Annotated in this window: 15 protein-coding genes and 1 pseudogene; 5 read left to right on the forward strand and 11 right to left on the reverse strand. The window is 61.7% G+C overall.

The features are described 5' to 3' along the window. Positions 1-37 precede the first annotated feature (37 nt). Positions 38-649: a hypothetical protein gene (locus U5O12_RS18375; RefSeq protein WP_322580039.1), complete on the forward strand. Its 612-nt coding sequence runs from the start codon at positions 38-40 to the stop codon at positions 647-649. 14 nt (positions 650-663) lie between these two features. Here the strand turns inward: U5O12_RS18375 and U5O12_RS18380 are convergent, their stop codons facing one another. The 3 genes and pseudogenes from U5O12_RS18380 to U5O12_RS18390 all read right to left on the reverse strand — a co-directional run. After that, entirely contained in the window at positions 664-1,443 is a 780-nt protein-coding gene (locus tag U5O12_RS18380; protein ID WP_322580040.1) for a type III pantothenate kinase, read from the reverse strand. Between the two features lie 46 nt (positions 1,444-1,489). Further along, the gene (locus U5O12_RS18385) at positions 1,490-1,927 is read right to left on the reverse strand and encodes a rhodanese-like domain-containing protein (protein WP_322580172.1); all 438 of its coding nucleotides are present in this window, start codon (positions 1,925-1,927) and stop codon (positions 1,490-1,492) included. A gap of 174 nt (positions 1,928-2,101) precedes the next feature. After that, positions 2,102-2,602: pseudogene (locus U5O12_RS18390) on the reverse strand (MBL fold metallo-hydrolase); the annotation flags it as partial. Positions 2,603-2,792: 190 nt separating this feature from the next. On the opposite strand from U5O12_RS18390, the gene icmF reads away from it, so the two are divergent. The 3 genes from icmF to U5O12_RS18405 all read left to right on the forward strand — a co-directional run bounded on the left by icmF (position 2,793) and on the right by U5O12_RS18405 (position 10,579). Further along, complete coding sequence (gene icmF, locus U5O12_RS18395) at positions 2,793-6,086, forward strand: fused isobutyryl-CoA mutase/GTPase IcmF (RefSeq protein ID WP_322580041.1); 3,294 nt, start codon at positions 2,793-2,795, stop codon at positions 6,084-6,086. Between the two features lie 200 nt (positions 6,087-6,286). After that, the gene (locus tag U5O12_RS18400) at positions 6,287-7,240 is read left to right on the forward strand and encodes an amidohydrolase family protein (protein WP_322580042.1); all 954 of its coding nucleotides are present in this window, start codon (positions 6,287-6,289) and stop codon (positions 7,238-7,240) included. 168 nt (positions 7,241-7,408) lie between these two features. Next, entirely contained in the window at positions 7,409-10,579 is a 3,171-nt protein-coding gene (locus tag U5O12_RS18405) for an EAL domain-containing protein (RefSeq protein ID WP_322580043.1), read from the forward strand. Positions 10,580-10,664: 85 nt separating this feature from the next. On the opposite strand, the gene U5O12_RS18410 is transcribed toward U5O12_RS18405, so the two are convergent. The 8 genes from U5O12_RS18410 to dbpA form a co-directional block, all read right to left on the reverse strand. After that, a complete protein-coding gene (locus U5O12_RS18410) occupies positions 10,665-11,528 on the reverse strand; it encodes an alpha/beta hydrolase (protein ID WP_322580044.1) in 864 nt (287 codons plus the stop codon). A 15-nt stretch (positions 11,529-11,543) separates the two neighbouring features. Beyond that, the gene (locus U5O12_RS18415; RefSeq protein ID WP_322580045.1) at positions 11,544-12,254 is read right to left on the reverse strand and encodes an ABC transporter ATP-binding protein; all 711 of its coding nucleotides are present in this window, start codon (positions 12,252-12,254) and stop codon (positions 11,544-11,546) included. 10 nt (positions 12,255-12,264) lie between these two features. Then, positions 12,265-13,017, reverse strand: a complete 753-nt coding sequence (locus tag U5O12_RS18420; protein ID WP_322580046.1) for an ABC transporter ATP-binding protein — start codon at positions 13,015-13,017, stop codon at positions 12,265-12,267. Further along, positions 13,014-13,973, reverse strand: a complete 960-nt coding sequence (locus U5O12_RS18425; protein WP_322580047.1) for a branched-chain amino acid ABC transporter permease — start codon at positions 13,971-13,973, stop codon at positions 13,014-13,016. Before U5O12_RS18425 ends, U5O12_RS18420 begins: the two co-directional genes overlap by 4 nt. After that, the gene (locus tag U5O12_RS18430; protein WP_322580048.1) at positions 13,966-14,883 is read right to left on the reverse strand and encodes a branched-chain amino acid ABC transporter permease; all 918 of its coding nucleotides are present in this window, start codon (positions 14,881-14,883) and stop codon (positions 13,966-13,968) included. Before U5O12_RS18430 ends, U5O12_RS18425 begins: the two co-directional genes overlap by 8 nt. Before the next feature lie 21 nt (positions 14,884-14,904). Then, complete coding sequence (locus U5O12_RS18435) at positions 14,905-16,101, reverse strand: ABC transporter substrate-binding protein (protein ID WP_322580049.1); 1,197 nt, start codon at positions 16,099-16,101, stop codon at positions 14,905-14,907. A 96-nt stretch (positions 16,102-16,197) separates the two neighbouring features. Next, a complete protein-coding gene (locus U5O12_RS18440; protein WP_296467773.1) occupies positions 16,198-16,434 on the reverse strand; it encodes a hypothetical protein in 237 nt (78 codons plus the stop codon). Between the two features lie 166 nt (positions 16,435-16,600). Continuing rightward, positions 16,601-17,983 (reverse strand): ATP-dependent RNA helicase DbpA, encoded by a 1,383-nt coding sequence (dbpA, locus tag U5O12_RS18445; RefSeq protein ID WP_322580050.1) that lies wholly within the window; start codon positions 17,981-17,983, stop codon positions 16,601-16,603. A 456-nt stretch (positions 17,984-18,439) separates the two neighbouring features. On the opposite strand from dbpA, the gene U5O12_RS18450 reads away from it, so the two are divergent. Continuing rightward, entirely contained in the window at positions 18,440-19,609 is a 1,170-nt protein-coding gene (locus tag U5O12_RS18450; RefSeq protein WP_322576703.1) for an IS4 family transposase, read from the forward strand. Positions 19,610-20,357 lie beyond the last annotated feature (748 nt).

Here is a 20,357-nt window from a genome sequence, read left to right on the forward strand (position 1 = left end):
TCAGTATGATTGCCAGAAAATGTAACGGGAGGTAACTATGACCAATTGGAGTGAACTCAGTCCCCGAGAGCATCCTCCCGGTCTGCCCCGTGCGACCCCACGGCAGCTACAAGCCGGTGTAAATCGCTACACCTTTGTCCACGACGACTTGGAAATCGATGATCCCTCGTTAGATATCAGTGGACGTCACTTCGTGTCTCCGCGCGAATATGGCTTCAGCATCCGCGGTTTTTTGGGTGGAAAAACCGCCTGGGCCCGAGACTTTGCCAATGGCACCATGCTGGTAGTGAATGCAGATGGGCAGTCCCATGTACTGTCGCCACGAGGCGCATCACGGGTGTTGTTTGTGGCCCGTGACGGCACGGTGTTGCAGGACAGCGGCTCGGCATCGCGTGTACCGTCGCGCGCGCCTGATCTGGCTACCGTTCGATTAACGCTGGTTGCTACCGTAGATTTGCAGGGTGAGTCGCCCGATGCGGCGCGGGCCTTGTTGATGCGCATGGTGGACCGTGCAGTATTGGCGGGCGCTGCGCTCGGTGAGTCCGATGTGCGTGTACTGGAACATGCATTTGAGGGCAGTGCAGTGTTGTCTGCCGATAACAGCCCAAGTTCCACCCACACTGATTTTTCGCAGCTGCTAGACCTCTGAGTCCCGCGCTGGCCTCAGGCCGTTGTGGCCGGCTGGTAGCGCCCCTGGGCCATCTGCAGCAGGCCGTCAAAAATCAGGTTATCCACCAGTTCAAACGGGCGTGTCATGCTGGGTGCCATCTTCCAGCCCGCACCGCCCGTCATGATGCACTTGGGCTCTGCGCCGCAGTGGGCGCTTACGTGTTGCACCATGCGCTCAACAGCACCTGCAATGGCGTAGGTCCCGCCGCTGGTCAGCGCATCACTGGTGTTGGTGGGGAATTCGCGCACTTCGCCTGTGGGTACGTGCAGGCCGGCGGTGCCGGATTCGAGCGCACGCAACATGATGCCGTGGCCTGGCAGGATCAGCCCGCCCAAGAATTTGCCTTTAGCGTCGATCGCTTCCACGGTCACTGCGGTGCCCACCATCACCACCACCATGGGACGTGGCGAGCCCTGCGCCAACATGCGGTGGTAGGCACCGATCATGGCCACCCAGCGGTCCGCACCCAAACGCGTGGGGTGGTCGTAGCCATTGCGCAGGCCCGCTTCGCCTTCACTGGACACGACCCACTGCGGGGTCACATCCCATGCATCCATTTGCTCCTGCACGCGACGTTTGACGGCGTCGCCCGCCACTACGCAGCCCAGCACTTGGCGTGGTGCCCGCAGGCCGCGCCAAGCGCCATCCCCTAGTTTGTCAATGTTCTCCAGAAACTCGGCCCCCTGGGCCAGCAGGGCGGCGCCGGGCTGCGGGCTGGCGTACTGGGCCCACTTGAGGCGGGTGTTGCCGATGTCCAGCGCAAGGAATGTCATGGTTTTTGTTTTTTTCGGGTTGTCTCTGGGCGGTATTGTGCTGGTTTTAGCCCTGCCGCCAGGGCAGGCCGCGCAGGCGCCAGCCGCCGCGGTGACCACGCTGGGCGTTGGCATCGGGGTCGCCCTCAAAACCTTCGAGGATGTTGTAGGCTTCGAGACCCAGTTCGGTGGCGCGTTTGGCCGCCGCAATGGAGCGCACGCCACTGCGGCACAGCAGCAGCACTTTCTGGCCCGCTGGCACCGCTGACTGTAAGGCGGCATCAAACTGCGGGTTCATCGCCATGCCGGGCCACTGCTTCCAGGCCAGCGCCACGGCACCGGGCACAAAGCCTACCCACTCGCGCTCGGCATCGGTGCGTACATCCACCAGCACGGCTTCGCCCACCTGCCACCAGGCGAAGGCCAGTTCGGCACTCACATCACCCGCGTAGCCCGCTGCGGCCTGGGCCGCAATGGCACCCGCGCTGCCGGCGTCGTGGCGCACGCCCGAGCTCAGGTTGGCCGGCACGGCCTCGTCGATGCGTCGCGGGCGCGGCAAATTCAGCCCTTCCATGATGGCGACGAATTCCGCCAAGCTCTTGCCGGCCACGCGGGCATTGCTGGTTTTTTCGGTGCCAATGGTGGTGCGGGTGCGGCCCTGGTAGTCGTGTCCGGGCCAGACCGTGGTGGTGTCGGGCAGGGCAAACAGCACAGTGGTCAGGCTGCGGTACAGGTCTTGGGCACTACCGGACTGGAAGTCGGTACGGCCGCAGCCGCCAATCAGCAACGTGTCGCCGGTGAAAACATGGTCCCGCCAAGTGAAACTCATGCTGCCGCTGGTGTGGCCCGGCGTGTGCAGTGCGCGGATGGACTCGGTGCCAAAGGCCAGCGTGTCGCCATCGGCCAGTTGCACGGCCGCCGTGCCAATGCCGCAACCGGCAGGGGCTGCGGTTTTGGCGCCGGTATGCTCGGCCAGCAGCGCGGCACTGGTGATGTGGTCTGCGTGGGCGTGCGTTTCGACGGCCCACTGTAGCTTCAGGCCGTACTGGCGTAGCGTAGCCAGGTCGCGCTCCAGTTGCTCATCCACCGGGTCCACGATCAGTGCGTCGCGGCTGGCCTCGTCAAACAAGATGTAGGTGTAGGTGCTGGACGCCGGGTCGAAGAGCTGGATGGGTTGCATGGCGGGGGCAGGTTCTGGAACAGGTAACAAAGCGTAAGCACGCCTTGCCAATGTACTGGATTTGGGCGGGCGGGTCGCGACCGGGTAAATGCGTAAGCCTAGGTTGGGGTGGATGGTTTACAGTTGACGTTTACGTAAACGTCAATTCGTCGCCTTTTGCCGTTTTCTTGCCCTTTTTTGCGAGTGCCCCATGACTGACCTGTCCGCTGACTTCAAGGCCCTGGCCAACTACCGCCCCACCCACAAGGTGCGTTTTGTCACCGCCGCCAGCCTGTTCGACGGGCACGACGCCGCCATCAACATCATGCGGCGCATTCTGCAGGGCATGGGCGCCGAGGTCATCCACCTGGGCCACAACCGCAGCGTGGACGAGGTGGTCACCGCCGCGCTGCAGGAAGACGTGCAGGGCATTGCCATCAGCTCCTACCAAGGCGGGCATGTGGAGTACTTCAAGTACATGGTGGACCTGCTGAAAAGCCGGGGTGGTGCGCACATCCAGGTGTTTGGCGGCGGTGGTGGCGTCATCGTGCCGGCCGAAATCCGCGAGTTACATGCCTACGGCGTGGCCCGCATCTACAGCCCTGAAGATGGCCAGCGCATGGGGCTGGCCGGCATGATTGGCGAGATGGTAATGCGCTGCGACAAGGACATCACCACGCTGGCCCCTACCGACCTCTCTGCCATCCAGGGCCATACCGAGGCCAGCTGGCGCGCGCTGTCCCAGTTGCTCACAGCCATCGAGGCTTCCAAGGTAAATGAAGCTCTAGCCCTTGAAATAAATGCGCAAGCAGCTACCAAAAAGATAGCAGTGGTGGGCATCACCGGCACCGGTGGCGCCGGCAAGTCCAGCCTGACGGACGAGCTGATCCGCCGGCTGCGGTTGGACCAAGCCGACAGCCTGCGTGTGGCCGTGATCTCGATTGATCCTTCTCGCCGCAAGAGCGGTGGTGCACTTTTGGGCGACCGCATCCGCATGAACGCTATTTCTCCCTGGCAACAGGGCAGCCGCGTCTTCATGCGCAGCTTGGCCACGCGGGATTTTGGTTCCGAGATCAGCAAGGCGCTGCCCGACGTGATTGCCGCCTGCAAGGTGGCGGGCTTCGATCTGGTGGTGGTGGAAACCTCGGGCATTGGCCAGGGTGATGCGGCCATTGCGCCGCTGGTGGACGTGCCGGTTTATGTCATGACGCCAGAGTTTGGCGCCGCCAGCCAGCTCGAAAAGATCGACATGTTGGACTTCGCTGAGTTCGTCGCCATCAACAAGTTTGACCGAAAAGGCGCGAGCGACGCGCTGCGCGATGTATCCAAGCAGGTGCAGCGTAACAAAGAGGCTTGGACCATACCCACGGACCAGATGCCGGTGTTTGGCACCATGGCTGCCCGTTTCAACGACGATGGCGTGACCGCGCTGTACCAAGCCCTGCTGCCACGCCTGCAAGCTTTGGGTGTGCCGCTGCAGGACGGCATGTTGCCCAAGGTGCAGGTGCGCCACAGCTCCAATCAGACGCCGGTGGTGCCTGCGGCGCGCACGCGCTATTTGGCCGAAATTAGCGACACCGTGCGCGGCTATAAAAAGCGCGCCAAAGAACAGGCGCGCCTGGCGCGCGAGATTCAGCAACTGCGTGCAAGTGGCCGCATGCTGCAGGAGGCCAATCCCGACAAAGAGCGTGCGGTGCTGGCAGTCCATGACCTGGCCACCCAACGCGAAGATCGAATGGGCATGGCCGAGCGCAAGCTGCTGGCCCAGTGGCCCGAAATGCAAAAGGCCTATGCGGGTGACGAATACGTGGTGAAGATCCGCGACAAGGAAGTCCGCACAGCGCTCACCACCAAGAGTTTGAGTGGCACCACCATCCGCAAAGTGGCCTTGCCCCAGTACGAGGACCAGGGCGAGGTATTGCAATGGTTGATGCTGGACAACGTGCCCGGCAGCTACCCTTACACCGCCGGCACCTTCGCCTTCAAGCGCGAGGGCGAAGACCCCACACGCATGTTCGCGGGCGAGGGTGACGCCTTCCGCACCAACACGCGTTTCAAGCTGCTCTCCAGCGGCATGGCCGCCAAGCGCCTCTCAACTGCGTTCGACTCGGTCACGCTGTATGGCAACGACCCTGATCCACGTCCCGACATCTACGGCAAGGTAGGTAACAGCGGTGTGTCCATCGCCACGCTGGACGACATGAAGGTGTTGTACGGCGGTTTCGATCTGTGCAACCCCAGCACCAGCGTGTCCATGACCATCAACGGCCCGGCGCCCAGCATTCTGGCCATGTTCATGAACACGGCCATTGACCAGAATATCGAGAAGTTTCAGACGGACAACGGCCGCGAACCCACGGACACCGAAGTCGCCAAGATCCGCGAATGGGTGCTAGCCAATGTGCGCGGCACCGTGCAGGCCGACATTTTGAAAGAAGACCAAGGTCAGAACACATGCATCTTCAGCACCGAATTCAGTCTCAAGGTCATGGGTGACATTGCCAGCTATTTTGTGCACCACAACGTGCGCAATTTCTACAGCGTCTCCATCAGCGGGTACCACATTGCCGAGGCGGGGGCTAACCCCATCAGCCAGCTGGCGTTCACCCTGTCCAACGGCTTCACGTTTGTCGAGGCCTACCTCGCACGCGGCATGCACATTGATGACTTTGCGCCCAACCTGAGCTTCTTCTTCAGCAACGGCATGGACCCCGAATACACCGTGATGGGCCGCGTAGCACGCCGCATCTGGGCGGTGGCGATGAAAGAGAAATACGGCGCCAACGAACGCAGCCAAAAGCTCAAGTACCACATCCAGACCAGCGGCCGCAGCCTGCACGCACAGGAAATCCAGTTCAACGATATCCGCACCACGCTTCAGGCGCTGATCGCGATTTATGACAACTGCAACAGCCTGCACACCAATGCCTTTGACGAGGCCATCACCACGCCAACTGAAGATAGTGTGCGCCGAGCGATGGCCATCCAGCTCATCATCAACCGCGAGTGGGGCCTGGCCAAGAACGAGAACCCGTCACAGGGCGCCTTCATCATCGAAGAGCTGACGGAACTGGTGGAAGAGGCCGTGCTCAAGGAGTTTGAAAGCATTGCCGAGCGCGGCGGTGTGCTGGGCGCGATGGAAACTGGTTACCAGCGCGGCAAGATTCAGGATGAGTCCATGCACTACGAGATGCTCAAACACACCGGCGAGCTGCCCATCATCGGCGTCAATACCTTCCGCAACCCGCATGGCGACCAGGTCATGGACAAGCTGGAGCTGGCCCGCAGTACCGACGAGGAAAAGCAAAACCAGCTCAAACGTTTGGCGGACTTCCACACCCGCCACGCACACGCTGCGCCGGCCATGCTCAAGAAGCTGCAGCAAGCCGTCATTGACAACCAGAACGTGTTTGACGTGCTGATGGACGCCGTGCGCGTCTGCTCGTTGGGCCAGATCACCAGCGCACTGTTTGAGGTGGGTGGGCAGTACCGGCGCAATATGTAGTGCGAATGTTCATATTCAGCCTCGGATTTCACTACGCCCCCTTCAGCAGCAGGCGGCCTAGGTAGAGACGCTGGTCGTAACATCTGCTGTGCAAGATCGGCTCGACGCCTTTCGAAGTTATAGGGCAGCCAAACGGCTAAGCTGTACTTCTTCAGGCGGAGCATGTAGGTTGGGCAGTCTAGTCACAAGGGCGCTGTTTCATGAAGTTATTGTTGGCCTGTTTCTTTTCCCTATTGGCGTTGGGCCCTGTTTACGGGGCATCCAGTGTTCTGCCATTCATTGATGCACATAGCCAGTTCGATGAAGATATTCGCCCAGACCAAGTGATCAAATACTTGGCGCGCGCGGGTGTGACGCAAGTGGTGTTGTCCACACGGGGAAAAGTCTCGCCATCTACCTTTCTGGGAATAGGTGCGACATACCCCGACTGCATTGTTCCCTCTGTACGCACAAAAGGCCGGGCGTATGACGAGAACGAGCCCGGATACTACAAACAATTGAACGAACAGGTGAGCCAGCGCGCGTTCAAAGCGATGAGCGAGATTATTCTCGCGCACGCGCCCAAGGGCGATCGTGCGCGCGAGGTCTACCTGGAAGCCGATACACCTCAAGTTCAGGCGGCGATACGCCAGGCCATCACCAAAGGCTGGCCGGTGGTTCTCCATTACGAATTTCGATGGCTCACCAAGGCCTATGGTGCAGAAGCCCGTGCAAAGCGGATGGAAGAATTGACATCACTCTTGAGCCGGTACCCACAGCATCCATTTGCGCTGATTCACATGGCGCAGCTCGACGCGGATGATGCCGCAGGTCTGCTGGCTGCACACGCCAATGTGGTCTTCCTTACATCGCATGCAAATCCTGTAAAGGTAAGCGAGAGCTCGCAACCTTGGACGGACATGTTCGTGGGCGAAGATCTGAGCCCCGACTGGACGGCACTGATACTGCGGTATCCGGACCGATTCATCTTCGCTGTTGACAACGTCTGGCCTGAGGACTGGTCTGAAAAATACGTACGGCAAGTCACATTTTGGCGCCAGGCGCTCGGGAAGTTGCCAGACGATGTCGCGCACGCCGTTGCCCACGGCAACGCTGAGCGACTCTGGAAACTGCCAGCCGCGACTGTGGGCAAGGGTTGCGCTGCACGCATGTAGGCTGTCTAGCCGTGGGGGCTCTGCGGCGCTTCGGGCTGTTCACCGGGACTGATCACCAGCGTCCTGTTTGAAGTGGGGGGCAGTACCGGCGCAATATGTAATTGAGCGGTCTGCGCCAAGTTGGTGCGCTTATTGCTTAGTGTGTCCCATCGTTGGGAAGGACACACGATGCTGTCAAAAATACCGCTGTGGCTGGGACGCTTGAGCGTGGGGCGCAAGCTCACGCTCATCTACCTGCTGGACCTCACGGCCGTGATTTATGTGTCCGGCATTCTGATCCACGAGAAGTACCTGGCCATTGACTTTGCGCGCAAGGAAATTGTGGGCGCCCACTACGCCGAGGTGGTGCGCCGCAACCTCATGGGCGCCTTTCGCGTGCCGCCGCCCGCTGCCGCTGTGGTGCCATCCGCTTTTGTGGATGACCTGAAAGCGTTGGACGCCATCCGTGAGGTCCACGATGCTGAGCTGCACACCGCCGAGGCATCGCAGCGATTGCACACCTTGTTGCAAACACCCTCCAGCAAGGCCAACAAGACCGCCCTGTTGTCACAAGGGCGTGATTTGCTCACCATTGTGGGCAATCAATCCAACCTGATTCTCGATCCTGATCTGGACAGCTACTACGTGATGTCGCTCACAGTGCTGCGTTTTCCCGAGCTTCTGCAGGTGCTTTACGACACCCGTGACTTCATGCAGCACTGGGGCCAGACGTCGCAAGGGCAAAACCCCAGTGCCCAGCTGCTTACGCTGGTGGGGCGGTTGGACGCAGTGTTGCAGGGCATGGAATCCGACTACGAACAGGCTTGGCTAGCTGGTACACCGCAGCTGCACGCCGGGCTGGGTGCCACCCGTACGGCGCTGCTGCAGCAGGCACACGCGTTTTCGCGCACTGTGCAAGCAGCGTCTTCAGACGGTGTGAGTGCCCAGGAAGCAGCCGCCCTCGAGCAGGCCTACCAGGCCGCATTGACCGGGCTGGACGATGCCTGGCGTGTGGGGCTGGAGCAGATGCAGCAGCTGCTCAATGCCAGAGTGGATGGCCTGTTTCAGCGTATGTGGTTGCATTTGGGCACCGCACTGCTGTTGTTGGGATGCATCTTGAGTCTGGTTTACTTGGTGGCCAGCCAGATCGCTCGGCCGTTGCAGGCCCTGGCTCGCGTGGCCGATGACGTGCGCCACACGGCCGACTACACGCGTCGCGCCAACTGGCACAGTCGGGATGAAATTGGCCAGCTTTTCACGGCCTTCAATGGCATGTTGGCCCAGCTGGACCGTGACCGCTTGGCGCAGCAGGAGCTGGCAGCCAGCGCCCGCGCGGCTGAGGCGCAACTGGAACTGGTGGAGGCTTTCCCCATGCCCATGGTGGTGACCTCGGTGCCTGATCACGAAGTGCTGCACGCCAATGCCCCGGCCCAGCCATGGCTGGGGGGGCAAACATCCGACCCTTGGCGCACGGGGCTGGAGGCCAGCGTACGCGGCCGCTTTTTCCAGCGCCTGTCAGATTTTGACGCTGTGGATGAGTTTGAGGTCCGCTGGCTCGGCGGCACAGCGCCCTCATGGGCCGTGCTGTCCGCCCGGCGGCTCAAATTCCAGGGACGTGACGCCATCCTCACTGCGTTCGCACCTATCAACAAGCTCAAGGTCATGGAGCAGCGCCTGGAGCTGTGGGCCAAGGTGTTTGAGGCGTCCAGCGAGAGCATCATCATCATGGACGAATCACGCAAGATCATTAGCGTGAATCGCGCTTTCTGCCGTAGCACCGCCTATGATTTTTACGAAGTCATAGGCCACGACTTGGCCTATGTGATGGACAGCCCCCAGGACATGGTGTGGTCCGATCTGGAAGACAAGGATGCCTGGCAGGGCGAGGTGCGTATCCGCAAGCAATCGGGAGAAAGTTATCCCGCCTGGCTGATGGTGTCGGCGGTGCATAAAAGTGCCACCAGCGGCGAAGTGGTGAACTACATCGGTATATCGATTGACATCACCGACCGCAAGGCTAAGGAAGAGCGCATCCGCTTTCTGGCCCAGCACGACGTGCTGACCGAGCTGCCCAACCGCTCCTTGTGCCAGCAGCGCCTGGCTGAAGCATTGGCGCAGGCCCAGCACACGGGCGAGCAGGTGGCGGTGCTGTTTATCGACCTGGACCGCTTCAAGTTCATCAACGACACGCTAGGTCACCACATTGGCGATGGCCTGCTGCGCACTGTGGCGCGGCGCCTGACTGCAGCCGTGCGTGCTGACGATACGGTGAGCCGCTTGGGGGGCGACGAGTTCGTCATCATCTTGCGCCACGTAGCCAACCGCGAGGAGCTGGCCACCATGGTGAACCAGCGCCTGATTCCTTCGCTGCGCCAAAGCGCCATGGTGGAGGGCAACAACCTCACAGTATCTTGCAGCGTAGGCGTGGCCCTGTACCCCGAAGACGCCACGGCGCAAGACGAACTGATGCGCCGAGCTGACGCCGCCATGTACGAGGCCAAGGCTGCGGGCCGCGACATGGCACGCTTCTTTTCGCCCGAAACTGACCAGCGTGTGCAAGCCCGCCAGACTATGGAAGGCCAATTGCGCCAGGCGTTGGACAACGAGGAATTCAGCCTCCACTTTCAGCCACGCCTGAATGCACGCACCCGCCGGGTGCAAGGCGCCGAAGCCTTGCTGCGCTGGCACAACGCGCTGCTGGGCCAGGTCGCGCCCGGCCACTTCATCCATCTGGCCGAAGAAACGGGGCTGATCAAACCCATCGGCCTGTGGGTTCTGCGCGAGGCCTGCGCCCAGTGGGTGGCGCTGCAGAAGCGGGGCTTGTGCAAGGGCATGGAGCTGTCGGTCAACCTGTCGGTGGCCCAGCTGGCCGACCCGGAGCTGGTGGAGCAACTGCGCGGTGTGCTGCAGGCCTCGGGCATGGAGCCCCACCTGCTGGAGCTGGAGCTGACCGAATCCACGCTGATGGACAACCCGGTGGCGGCGCAGGCGCAGGTGCGTGCGCTGAAAGGCCTGGGCGTGCAGATTGCCATCGATGACTTTGGCACCGGCTACTCGAGTTTGGCCTACCTCAAGCGTTTCGAGATCGACAAGCTCAAGGTGGACCAGTCGTTTGTTTACGGCATGCTGGACGACAGTGCGGACGCGGCCATCGTGCACGCGGTCATAGCACTGGGCCACACGCTGGGGCTCAAGGTGGTTGCTGAAGGGGTGGAAAACCTGCCGACGGCCCAGACGTTGACTGCACTGGGCTGTGATGAGTTGCAGGGCTACTGCTTTAGTCGGCCGCTGGCGGTGGACGACTGGGTTACCTGGTTGCAGGCGCATGATGATCGGCCTGAGCGGCGCAAGGCGCGCTGAGATTTGCTATTAAATTAGGAGCTACTCGCGCTTATTTCATAAGCGCTGCAGCCATTTTTGGCTTAAGAATTGCCTCCGGGGTACGTTAGACACGCAACTGCGTAGCCAGCCACTGCGCCATCGGGCTGTCGCTACGCTCCAGCTCATGCACGATGGTGAAGTGGTCTGCACCCGGCAAGTCGCGCAGCTCGGTCGGGTTGCCCAGCGCCTGAGCGGCCGCGTGGTACAGGGCAGACTGGCGGGCAAACTCAGCACTCTCGGCACCGCCCCAGGTCACCCAGGTGGGGGTGGGGCAGGCGCGCACATTGGCCGCGGGGGAATAGTGGCGCACGGTGTGCTCGTCCAGCTGGATCATGGGCTGCAGGTAGCTGTAGCGTAGCGGCTCCAGATCGTGCAGGCCGCTGATCAGAATGGCGGCCTTGAGCGGGTCGTGTGGCAGGCCGTAGTCGGTGTCCCAGGCGGTTTCTAGGCACATGGCGCTCAGGTGGCCGCCGGCCGAGTGGCCGCCTACGCCCACGCGCGTGGGGTCGCCACCGTACTGGGCGATGTTGCGCAGCGTCCAGGCCACCGCGGCGCGGCACTGGCGCGTGATTTCGGCAATGGTGACAAAGGGGCACAGCGCGTAGTTCACCACCACGGTGGTGATGCCCAGCGGCTGCAGGCCCAGCGCCACACCACTGAATTCCTTGGACGACAGGGCGCGCCAGTAGCCACCGTGGATAAACACAAACACGGGCGCGTTGGGGGCATCGGCCGGAAAAATGTCCAGCGTCTCGTGCACCGTGGGGCCAAACGGAATGTCCAAATGGTTTTTGAGCGTGTTGCGGGCTTTGCTGGACTGCGCCACAAAATGCTTGCCCGGCGCTGTGGCGTCGGCCAAGGCGAGCGAGGGGTTGTATTGCGCATCGATTTGCGCCTGGGTGTCAAAGTCGCGGTAAAGCTGGGGCATGTCAGGTTCCTGCAGTTAGATGCCAACGTATTGGTGCCAAAGGTCGGGTTGGGCTGCCAGCGTGGCGGAGTCACCAGTCCAGACCACCCGGCCGCGTTCGATGATGGTGTGCTGCTGCGCCAGCGGCAACAGGCGCTGCACGTATTTGTCGATCACCAGAATGCTCTGGCCCTGTGCGCGCAGCGTGGCCAGGCAAGCCCAGATGTCTTCGCGGATCAGCGGCGCGAGGCCCTCGGTGGCCTCATCCAGGATCAGCAGGTGCGGGTTGGTCATCAGCGCACGGCCTATGGCCAGCATCTGCTGCTCGCCGCCCGAGAGCTGGTTGCCCATGTTGCGGGCACGTTGTTGCAGCACCGGAAAGAGGTCGTAAATGCGCTCTAGCGTCCACGGCGTGGGGCTGGCATTGCGTTGTGCTGCAAAGGCTTTGAGGTTTTCCAGCACCGTGAGGTTGGGGAAAATCTGCCGCCCCTCGGGCACCACGGCCAGGCCCATGCGGGCAATGCGGTCGGGGCTGAGCTGGTCAATACGTTCACCCCGAAAACGGATGCTGCCACTGCGCGCGGGTGTCAGGCCCAGAATGCTGCGCACCGTGGTGGTCTTACCCATGCCATTACGGCCCAAAAGTGTGGCCACGCCGCCGGCGGGGATGCGCAGGTTCAGGCCAAACAGCACCTGGCTGCTGCCATAGGCGGTGTCCAGGTCGGTGATGTCGAGCAGGGTTTCCATGGGCGTTTCTTTAGACTTCATCGCCCAGGTAGGCGCGGCGCACCACTGCGTCTTCGCGGATAGCGGCTGGGGCGCCGCTGGCAATCACCTTGCCAAACACCAGTACCGAGATCGCATCGGCCAGCTGGAACACCGCATCCATGTCGTGCTCCACCAGCAGCAGCGTGGTTTCGCTGCGCAGGCTGTGCAGCAGTTCCACCATGCGCTGCGATTCATCAGGGCCCATGCCAGCCAGCGGCTCGTCCAGCAACAGCAGCTTCGGGCCACTGGCCAGCGCCAGGCCCACTTCGAGCTGGCGCTGCTCGGCGTGCGAGAGCGCGCCGGCCAGCGTGTCCAGCCGCGTCCCCAGGCCCACGCGGCGCGCCACGGTGGCGGCGCGCTCCAGGCGCTGGGCCTCAGCGTGCGCGGCCTTCCAGAAGCGCAGGCTGCTGCCGTCCACGGCCTGCAGGGCCAGCGCCAGGTTGTCCAGCACGCTCAGGCGCAAAAACACATTGGTGATTTGGTAGCTGCGTGCCAGGCCGCGGTGCACACGGCGGTGGATGGGGTGGCGGGTGACGTCGTGGCCGTCGAACACAATGTGCCCGGCGTCGGGGCGCAGCGCACCAGAGATTTGGTGGATCAGCGTGGTTTTGCCCGCGCCGTTGGGTCCAATGAGCGCATGGATCTGGCCTTGCTGCACGCTCAGGTTGGCATGGTCGGTGGCGGCCAGTGCGCCAAAGTGTTTCACCAAACCGGTGACCTGCAACAGTGGCGCCGTGCTCATGGCGCCCTCCGCTTGAACAGGCTCATCAGCCCCTGCGGTGCCACCAGCACCACCAGCAAGAGCAGCGCGCCCAGGCCCAGCTGCCAGTGCTCGGTCAGGTGGCCCAAAAATTCTTCCATGAGTAAAAAGGCCGCAGCCCCTACCAAGCCACCCAGCACATGGCCCACGCCGCCCAGAATCACCATCACCATCAGCATGCCCGACTGGCTCCACTGCATGAGGGACGGGCTCACAAAGCTCCCCTGGTTGGCCAAGAGCGCGCCCGCCAGCCCAGTCAGCGCCCCCGCCAGCGTAAAGGCCACCAGCTTGTAGCGCAGCACCGCGTAGCCCAGCGCTGCCATGCGCACCTCGTTCTCGCGGATGGCTTGCAGGGCCTGGCCAAAACGTGCATTGAGCAGGCGGGTGACGAAGACGATGGTGGCGACCAGCAGGGCCAGCGTCACGTAATACAGTGCGGTATCAGAAAGCTCGAAGCCCAGCGCGGAGCGGCCGGGCAGTGACAGCCCGTCGTCGCCCCCATAGGCCTTGAGCGACACGGCCAGGTAGTACAGCATCTGCGCAAAGGCCAGCGTGATCATGATGAAGTACACGCCCTGCGTACGCAGGCTGATGGTGCCAATCAGCAGCGCCAGCAGCGCACTCACCGCCATGGCCAGCGGCCAGGCGAGCCAGGCGCTGGTAATGCCGTGTTGCATGAGGATGCCCACCGTGTAGGCGCCCACGCCCACAAAGGCCGCGTGCCCAAAACTCACCATGCCGCCAAACCCGAGGATCAGGTTCAGGCTGGTGGCGGCCAGCGCAAACACCAGAATACGCGTGGCCAGCGTCACGTAAAAACTGTCGCCCAGAGCGGCTGCCACCCAGGGCAGCGCGCACAGCACAGCCAGCAGCGGTAGCGTCCAGCGCAGATTCAGGCTGTGCTGCAACAGGCTGGTAGAGGTGCGCGGATTAGCCATGGGCGGGAAACAGTCCACGCGGCTTGAAGGCCAGCACCGCAGCCATCAGCACGTAAATGAGGATGGAGGCCACGGCAGGCGCGGCATCGGCCGCCACCTGTGGGCTGAACAGTGCCTCGAACAGCATGGGCAGCAGCGTGCGCCCGCCGGAGTCCACCAGGCCCACCAGCAGTGCACCCACCAGCGCGCCGCGGATGGAGCCAATGCCCCCAATCACGATGACCACAAAGGCCAGAATGAGGATGCTCTCGCCCATGCCCACCTGCACCGCCAGCAGCGGCCCCAGCATGCCGCCCGCCAGCGCGCACAGCGCCGCGCCCAAGCCAAACACGGCGGTAAACAGGCGCTGCACATTGGTGCCCATGGCCAGCGCCATGTCGCGGTTCGACGCCCCGGCGCGCACCTGCATGCCCACGCGCGTGCGCGTGACTAGTAGGTAGAGCAGCAGCGCTGTGGCCAGGCCCACGCCGATGATGAGCAGGCGAAACGCGGGGTAATAAAAGCCGGGCAGCAGCTCCACCGGGCCAGCCAGTGCGGCGGGCGGGTTCAGCGAGATGGGTTGTGAACCCCACACCATGCGAACCCCCTCGTTGCACATCAGCAAAATGGCAAAGGTGCCGAGCACCTGCGTCACATGGTCGCGCCGGTACAGGCGGCGCAGTACGGTTACTTCCAGCAGCATGCCTAGTACGGCCGTGGCCAGCACGCCCACCCCCAGGCCCACCCAAAACGAATCGGCCGCCGCAGACACGGTGGCGATCAGGTACGCACCCACCATGTAGAGCGAGCCGTGCGCCAGGTTCACCATGTCCATGATGCCGAACACCAGCGTGAGGCCGGCGGCCAGCAAAAAAAGCATAAGCCCCAGCTGCAGGCCGTTCAAGGCCTGCTCCAGCAACAAAATCCCCATCGTGTCGAATCAGCCTTGGGTTTACAGCGCCGGCATCTTGCAGTTGCCCACGTAGGCGTCTGCATGGTTCTTGAACACGGCGCCCAGTGTGCGGTTGGTCACGCGGCCCTTGGCGTCTTTGGTGATGACGCGCAGGTAGTAGTCCTGGATGGGGAAGTGGTTGCTGTTGAACTTGAAGGCGCCGCGCACCGAGTCGAACTTGGCGGCTTCCAGCGCCTTCTTCACAGCAGCCTTGTCGTCCAGCTTGCCCTTGCTGTCGCGCACAGCCGCGTCCATCAGGCGGGCCGCGTCATAGCCTTGGGCGGCGTACAGAGTGGGCAGGCGGCCATAGGCCTTTTCAAATTCGGCCACAAACTTTTTGTTGGCCGCGTTGTCCATGTCGTGGCCCCACTGGCTGGTGTTGAACATGCCCAGCATCGGGTCGCCCACCGCCTTGATCACGTCTTCGTCGCCCGAGAAGCCGGGCCCAAACAGCGTAATGTCTTTGGACAAGCCGGCACCGACAAACTGCTTGATGAAGTTGATGCCCAAGCCACCGGGCAGGAAGATGTACACCGCGTCGGGCTTGCTGGCGCGCAGCTTGGAGAGCTCGGCGCTGTAGTCCAGCTGGTTGAGGGCAGTGTAGGTTTCAGACGCTACCTCGCCCTTGAAGAAACGCTTGAAGCCAGTCAACGCGTCCTTGCCTGCGGGGTAGTTAGGCGCTATCAGCGCTACGCGCTTAAACCCTTTGTCTGTCACCGTCTTGCCCACGGCTTCGTGCATGTTGTCGTTCTGGTACGAGGCGCTGAAGAAATAGGGGCTGCACTGCTCGCCCGCGTACTGCGAGGGGCCGGCGTTGGCGCTGATGTAGAAGGTTTTGGACTGGAAGGTGGGCGTGCCCACGGCCAGCATCACGTTGGAGAACACGATGCCGGTCATGAAGTCGACCTTGTCGCGCTTGACCAGTCGGTCTGCGGTCTGGCGGCCCACGTCGGGGTTGGCCTGGTCGTCGGCCACGATCACTTCGGCGGCGCGGCCACCGAGTTTTCCGTCGTTAAGCTTGATGGCCAGCTGGAAACCATCCCGAATGTCCACACCCAAACCAGCGCCGGGGCCGGACAGGGTGCTGAGCAAGCCCACGCGTACGGGTTCTGCGGACTGGGCCACAGCGGCCACAGAGCATGCGGCCAAGGCGGCAGCGGCGACAAGGCGCAGGGAGGCAGGACGGGCGAGGGACATTGCGAAGCTTCCTTTGTGGGATGGGATGAGACCGAAACATTATCGGCCCATCCGGCTTCGCATCCGGCCCCGAGAGGGCCGGAAATGTGGGGAGGCTTAGTTCAGCAGGTAGCTGTCGGCCTGGTCTTCAAAGTCTTCGGCGTCAATGGCCGCGTCAAACGCAGCGCGCGCGGCGATGGCTTCCTTGGTGTAAGGGATCAGCGGCTTGTCCAGCGGGCGCAGCTTGTGGCGGCGCAGGCCACGCAGCTGCTGCGAGCGCTCCATGGTCTGCAAAACCAGCTCGGGCTCCATCATCAGGCTGAAGGGGTTCAGGGCGGTGGCGGTATCTTTCATGGCAGTTCTCCGGTGGTTGCTGCGCCATCCAACAACTCTGGCGCTTGGGAGAACTGTAGTCACGGACCACGAGAACTGGAGTCGGTCACGCGCTGTAAAGCGTGTAGGAATTTGCCTTACAAGGCCGAATAAACCGGTTCCCAGCCTTGCAATTCCGCCAGCGCGATTAGATCAACCGCGCTCTAACGCTCTTGCCCTTGACCTTGCCCGCATTGAGCTTGGCGCAGGCGTCTTTGGCAACGCTGCGCTCCACGGCCACAAAGGTGCAGTATTCGGTGACGGCAATCTTGCCAATCTGCTCGCGCGTGTAGGCCGGGCCGCCTTCCAGGCTGGTCAGCGCGCCCAGCACGTCGCCGGGGCGAATCTTCTCTTTGCGGCCACCGGCAATTTGTACGGTCACCATGGGCGGCAGCAGGCGGCCGCTGCCGGTGGGGGTGAGCTCGTCACGTTTGAACCAGACCGAGGGCGCGTTCTGGTACTGCTCAATCTTGCCGACCGACCCCATCTCGTTCATGGACACCAGGCTCACCGCCAGTCCTTTTTCGCCCGCGCGGCCCGTGCGGCCCACGCGGTGCACATGCACCTCGGCGTCGGGCGTGATGTCCACGTTGATCACTAGGTCCAGCTCTTTCACATCCAAGCCTCTTGACGCCACATCGGTCGCCACCAGCACCGAGCAGCTGCGGTTGGCAAACTGCGCCAGCACCTGGTCGCGGTCACGCTGCTCCAGGTCGCCGTGCAGGGCCTGCGCCACAAAACCCTGGCCTTGCAGCAGGGTTACCAGGTCGTTGCATTGGGCGCGTGTGTTGCAAAACGCAATCGTGCTGGTGGGGCGAAAGTGGTTGAGCAGCAGGCCCACGGTGTCCAGCCGGTTGCTGCGTTCCACCTCGTAAAAACGCTGCTCAATGGTGTTCTCGGCCACCACCGGCTTGATGGTGATTTGCTGCGGCTCGCGCATGAATTGTTTGGCCAGTTTTTCAATACCCTCGGGGTAGGTGGCCGAGAACAGCAGCGTCTGGCGGGCCGCAGGCGTTTGCTTCACCACGGTGGCAATGTCGTCAAAGAAGCCCATGTCCAGCATGCGGTCGGCCTCGTCCAGCACCAGTGTATTCAGGTTTTCCAGCGACAGGTATTCGCGCTCCAGCAGGTCCATGATGCGGCCCGGCGTGCCCACCACAATGTGCGCACCGTTCTCCAGGCTGGCTCGCTGGCCGCGCGTGGCCACGCCACCGCACAGCGTCACGACCTTGATGTTTTCCTCGGCCCGCGCCAGGCGGCGAATTTCCACCGTCACCTGGTCCGCCAGCTCGCGCGTGGGGCACAGCACCATGGCCTGCACGGCAAACCAGCGGGGGTTCAGCTTGGCCAGCAGCGCCAGCGCAAAGGCGGCGGTCTTGCCGCTGCCGGTCTTGGCCTGGGCAATCAGGTCCGTGCCAGCCAGCGCCACGGGCAGGCTTGCAGCCTGGATGGGCGTCATGGACTCGTAGCCCAGCTGTTGCAGGTTGGCCAGGGTGGCGGGGGAGAGGGGGAGAGAAGAGAAAGCAGTCATGCCCCGATTATCGGCGGCTGGGCTTTGCCATGGTTGGTTGGTGCGCCTAAATGCTATCGTTTTAGTAGCTGTTTGCGCATGTTCCATGCGGTCTGAAGGCCTATTTTGTTCTGAATTGCGCGTTTGTGGGGTTGGTGCGCGCACGGCGGGCGGCGTGGCCCGCGTTCTCCGGCTCGCGTCGCGGGCGGCGGCTTCGGGTACGCCGTCGTTACTGCGCCAATGCCGCGGTGGGCGCGCCTGCTCTGTAGCAACCGCGAGTGCGGCCTGCGCCCGCGGGCCCCACCACCCGCCTGGGTTGGTGGGCTTGGATGTAATTTCAGTAGTGTCCCAACGTTCTCACATCAGGACTTCGTAAGTTAATGATTTGCTTGCAGAATTCGACATTCCGGTCTGGTCTCGATTTGAACGTCGAGCGTCAGACTTGTGGCCTTTTGCGCGAGAGCGCGAAGGGCCGGTATGCACCAAGGCAAGCTCGTGTTTTCTCAGCTCATGGCCTATCTGCCCATGAGCACCTTTCGCAGGTGTGTGGCCAAGCATCGGGGCGACCACAAGGTCAAAGATTTCTCGTGCCTGGACCAGTTCTTCGCCATGGCCTTTGCGCAACTGACCTACCGGGAGTCCCTTCGCGATATCGAAGTCAACCTGCGGGCGCAAGCCAATCGGCTTTACCACATGGGCTTTCGCTGCTCTACGATTTCGCGCAACACACTGGCCAATGCGAATGCCACTCGTCCATGGCAGATTTACGCCGACTTTGCCCAACACCTGATTGGCATGGCCAGACCGCTGTATGCCAAGGAGCCACTGGGAATCGACCTGGATGCGGCCGTTTATGCGTTCGACGCCAGCACCATCGACTTGTGTCTGTCGTTGCATCCGTGGGCACCGTTTCGCTCCACCAAGGCCGCTATCAAGCTGCACACCTTGCTGGATCTGCATGGCTCCATCCCCAGCTTCATTCACATCACCGATGGCAAGACCCACGAGGTCAATGTGATGGACGACTTGGTGCTCGAAGCCGGGGCCTTCTACCTGCTGGATCGCGGGTATCTGGACTTCAAAAGGCTGTATGTCATTCATCAGGCCCAGGCCTTCTTCGTGACGCGTGCCAAGAGCAATACCCAGTTCAAGCGGCGCTACTCCAACCCCGTGGACCGCAACACCAGCAACGTCATCTGCGACCAGATCGGCGTGCTCACGGTTTTCTACTCCAGCAAGGATTACCCAGCCGCTTTGCGCAGGGTTGTCGTCAAAGACGAAACCGGCAAGCGCATCACGTTTCTGACCAACAACTTCGCCTTGAAACCCGAACTCATTGCCGACCTGTATCGCCAGCGTTGGAAGGTCGAGTTGTTCTTCAAATGGATCAAGCAGCACTTGCGCATCAAGGCTTTTTTGGGTACCAGCGAGAACGCCGTGAAGACGCAAATTTGGATCGCGGTGTGCACCTACGTGCTGATCGCCATAACAAAGAAACGTCTGCATCTTGAGCATCACAGCCTTTACGAAATCCTACAAATCCTGAGCCTGACCATGTTTGAACAAACCCCAATAAATCAACTACTTACACCACCCTCAGCGGATTCAGATCTGAGTTCCGAGCCTCAACAGCTCGTTCTCCTCTGAAAAACGTTGGGACACTACTGATGTAATTTGGAACCTTCGGCTTCGGACAATTAGTGGTCTTCACGTATTCCTGCGAAGGGCACGATTTTCTTTGATAGAGCGAACGTCGTTGCGTATTGATCTAGGAGTCACGGCTATAGCGAAAACCGCGAGGGCAAACTGAAACCAGAAAGCCAGCCAAAACACTGTTGGCTCACTGTCCAAGCGAATCCATCTATTGGCTTTGCCGAACTTTATTTCGCCAGTGAGTGTCGCATTTAGGCAGGCCCAACCTAAATAGAGCGCAAAGCAAAGTACAGCGACATTGCCTATCAATGAAAGATAAGGGCTATTCCACCAGCGTTTCACTATTCCGAGTCCTAATTTTTTGGCTCTGCCCCGATACTGACCGCCACCGTAAGGCACGCCTATCCACAACACGGTTGGATTTTTTGGAAATCCGCTTCCGCCGTATTGTGGCCACTTGTTGCTCCCTTGGGTAACCGCCAATCGGGTGAATCTTCCAGTACTCCCGTCTTCCACACACGTCACGCCACGTCAGGCAGATAGCCCGTGTACCCGGGCGCAGGCCCCACTCGCGGTTGCCATAGAGCAGGCGCGCCAACTACGGCATTGACGCAGCAACGTAAGCGAACCCAAAGCCGCAGCCCGCGACGAGGCCGGAGAACGGGTGCACGGGCTGCCGGCCCCCAAACCCGTAGCTCCACAGGGGAGCCCCAAACCCCAGCCCTCCCTAAAATGCACCCAT

It is taken from the genome of Rhodoferax sp. (assembly GCF_034519335.1).
Taxonomy (GTDB): domain Bacteria; phylum Pseudomonadota; class Gammaproteobacteria; order Burkholderiales; family Burkholderiaceae_C; genus Allorhodoferax.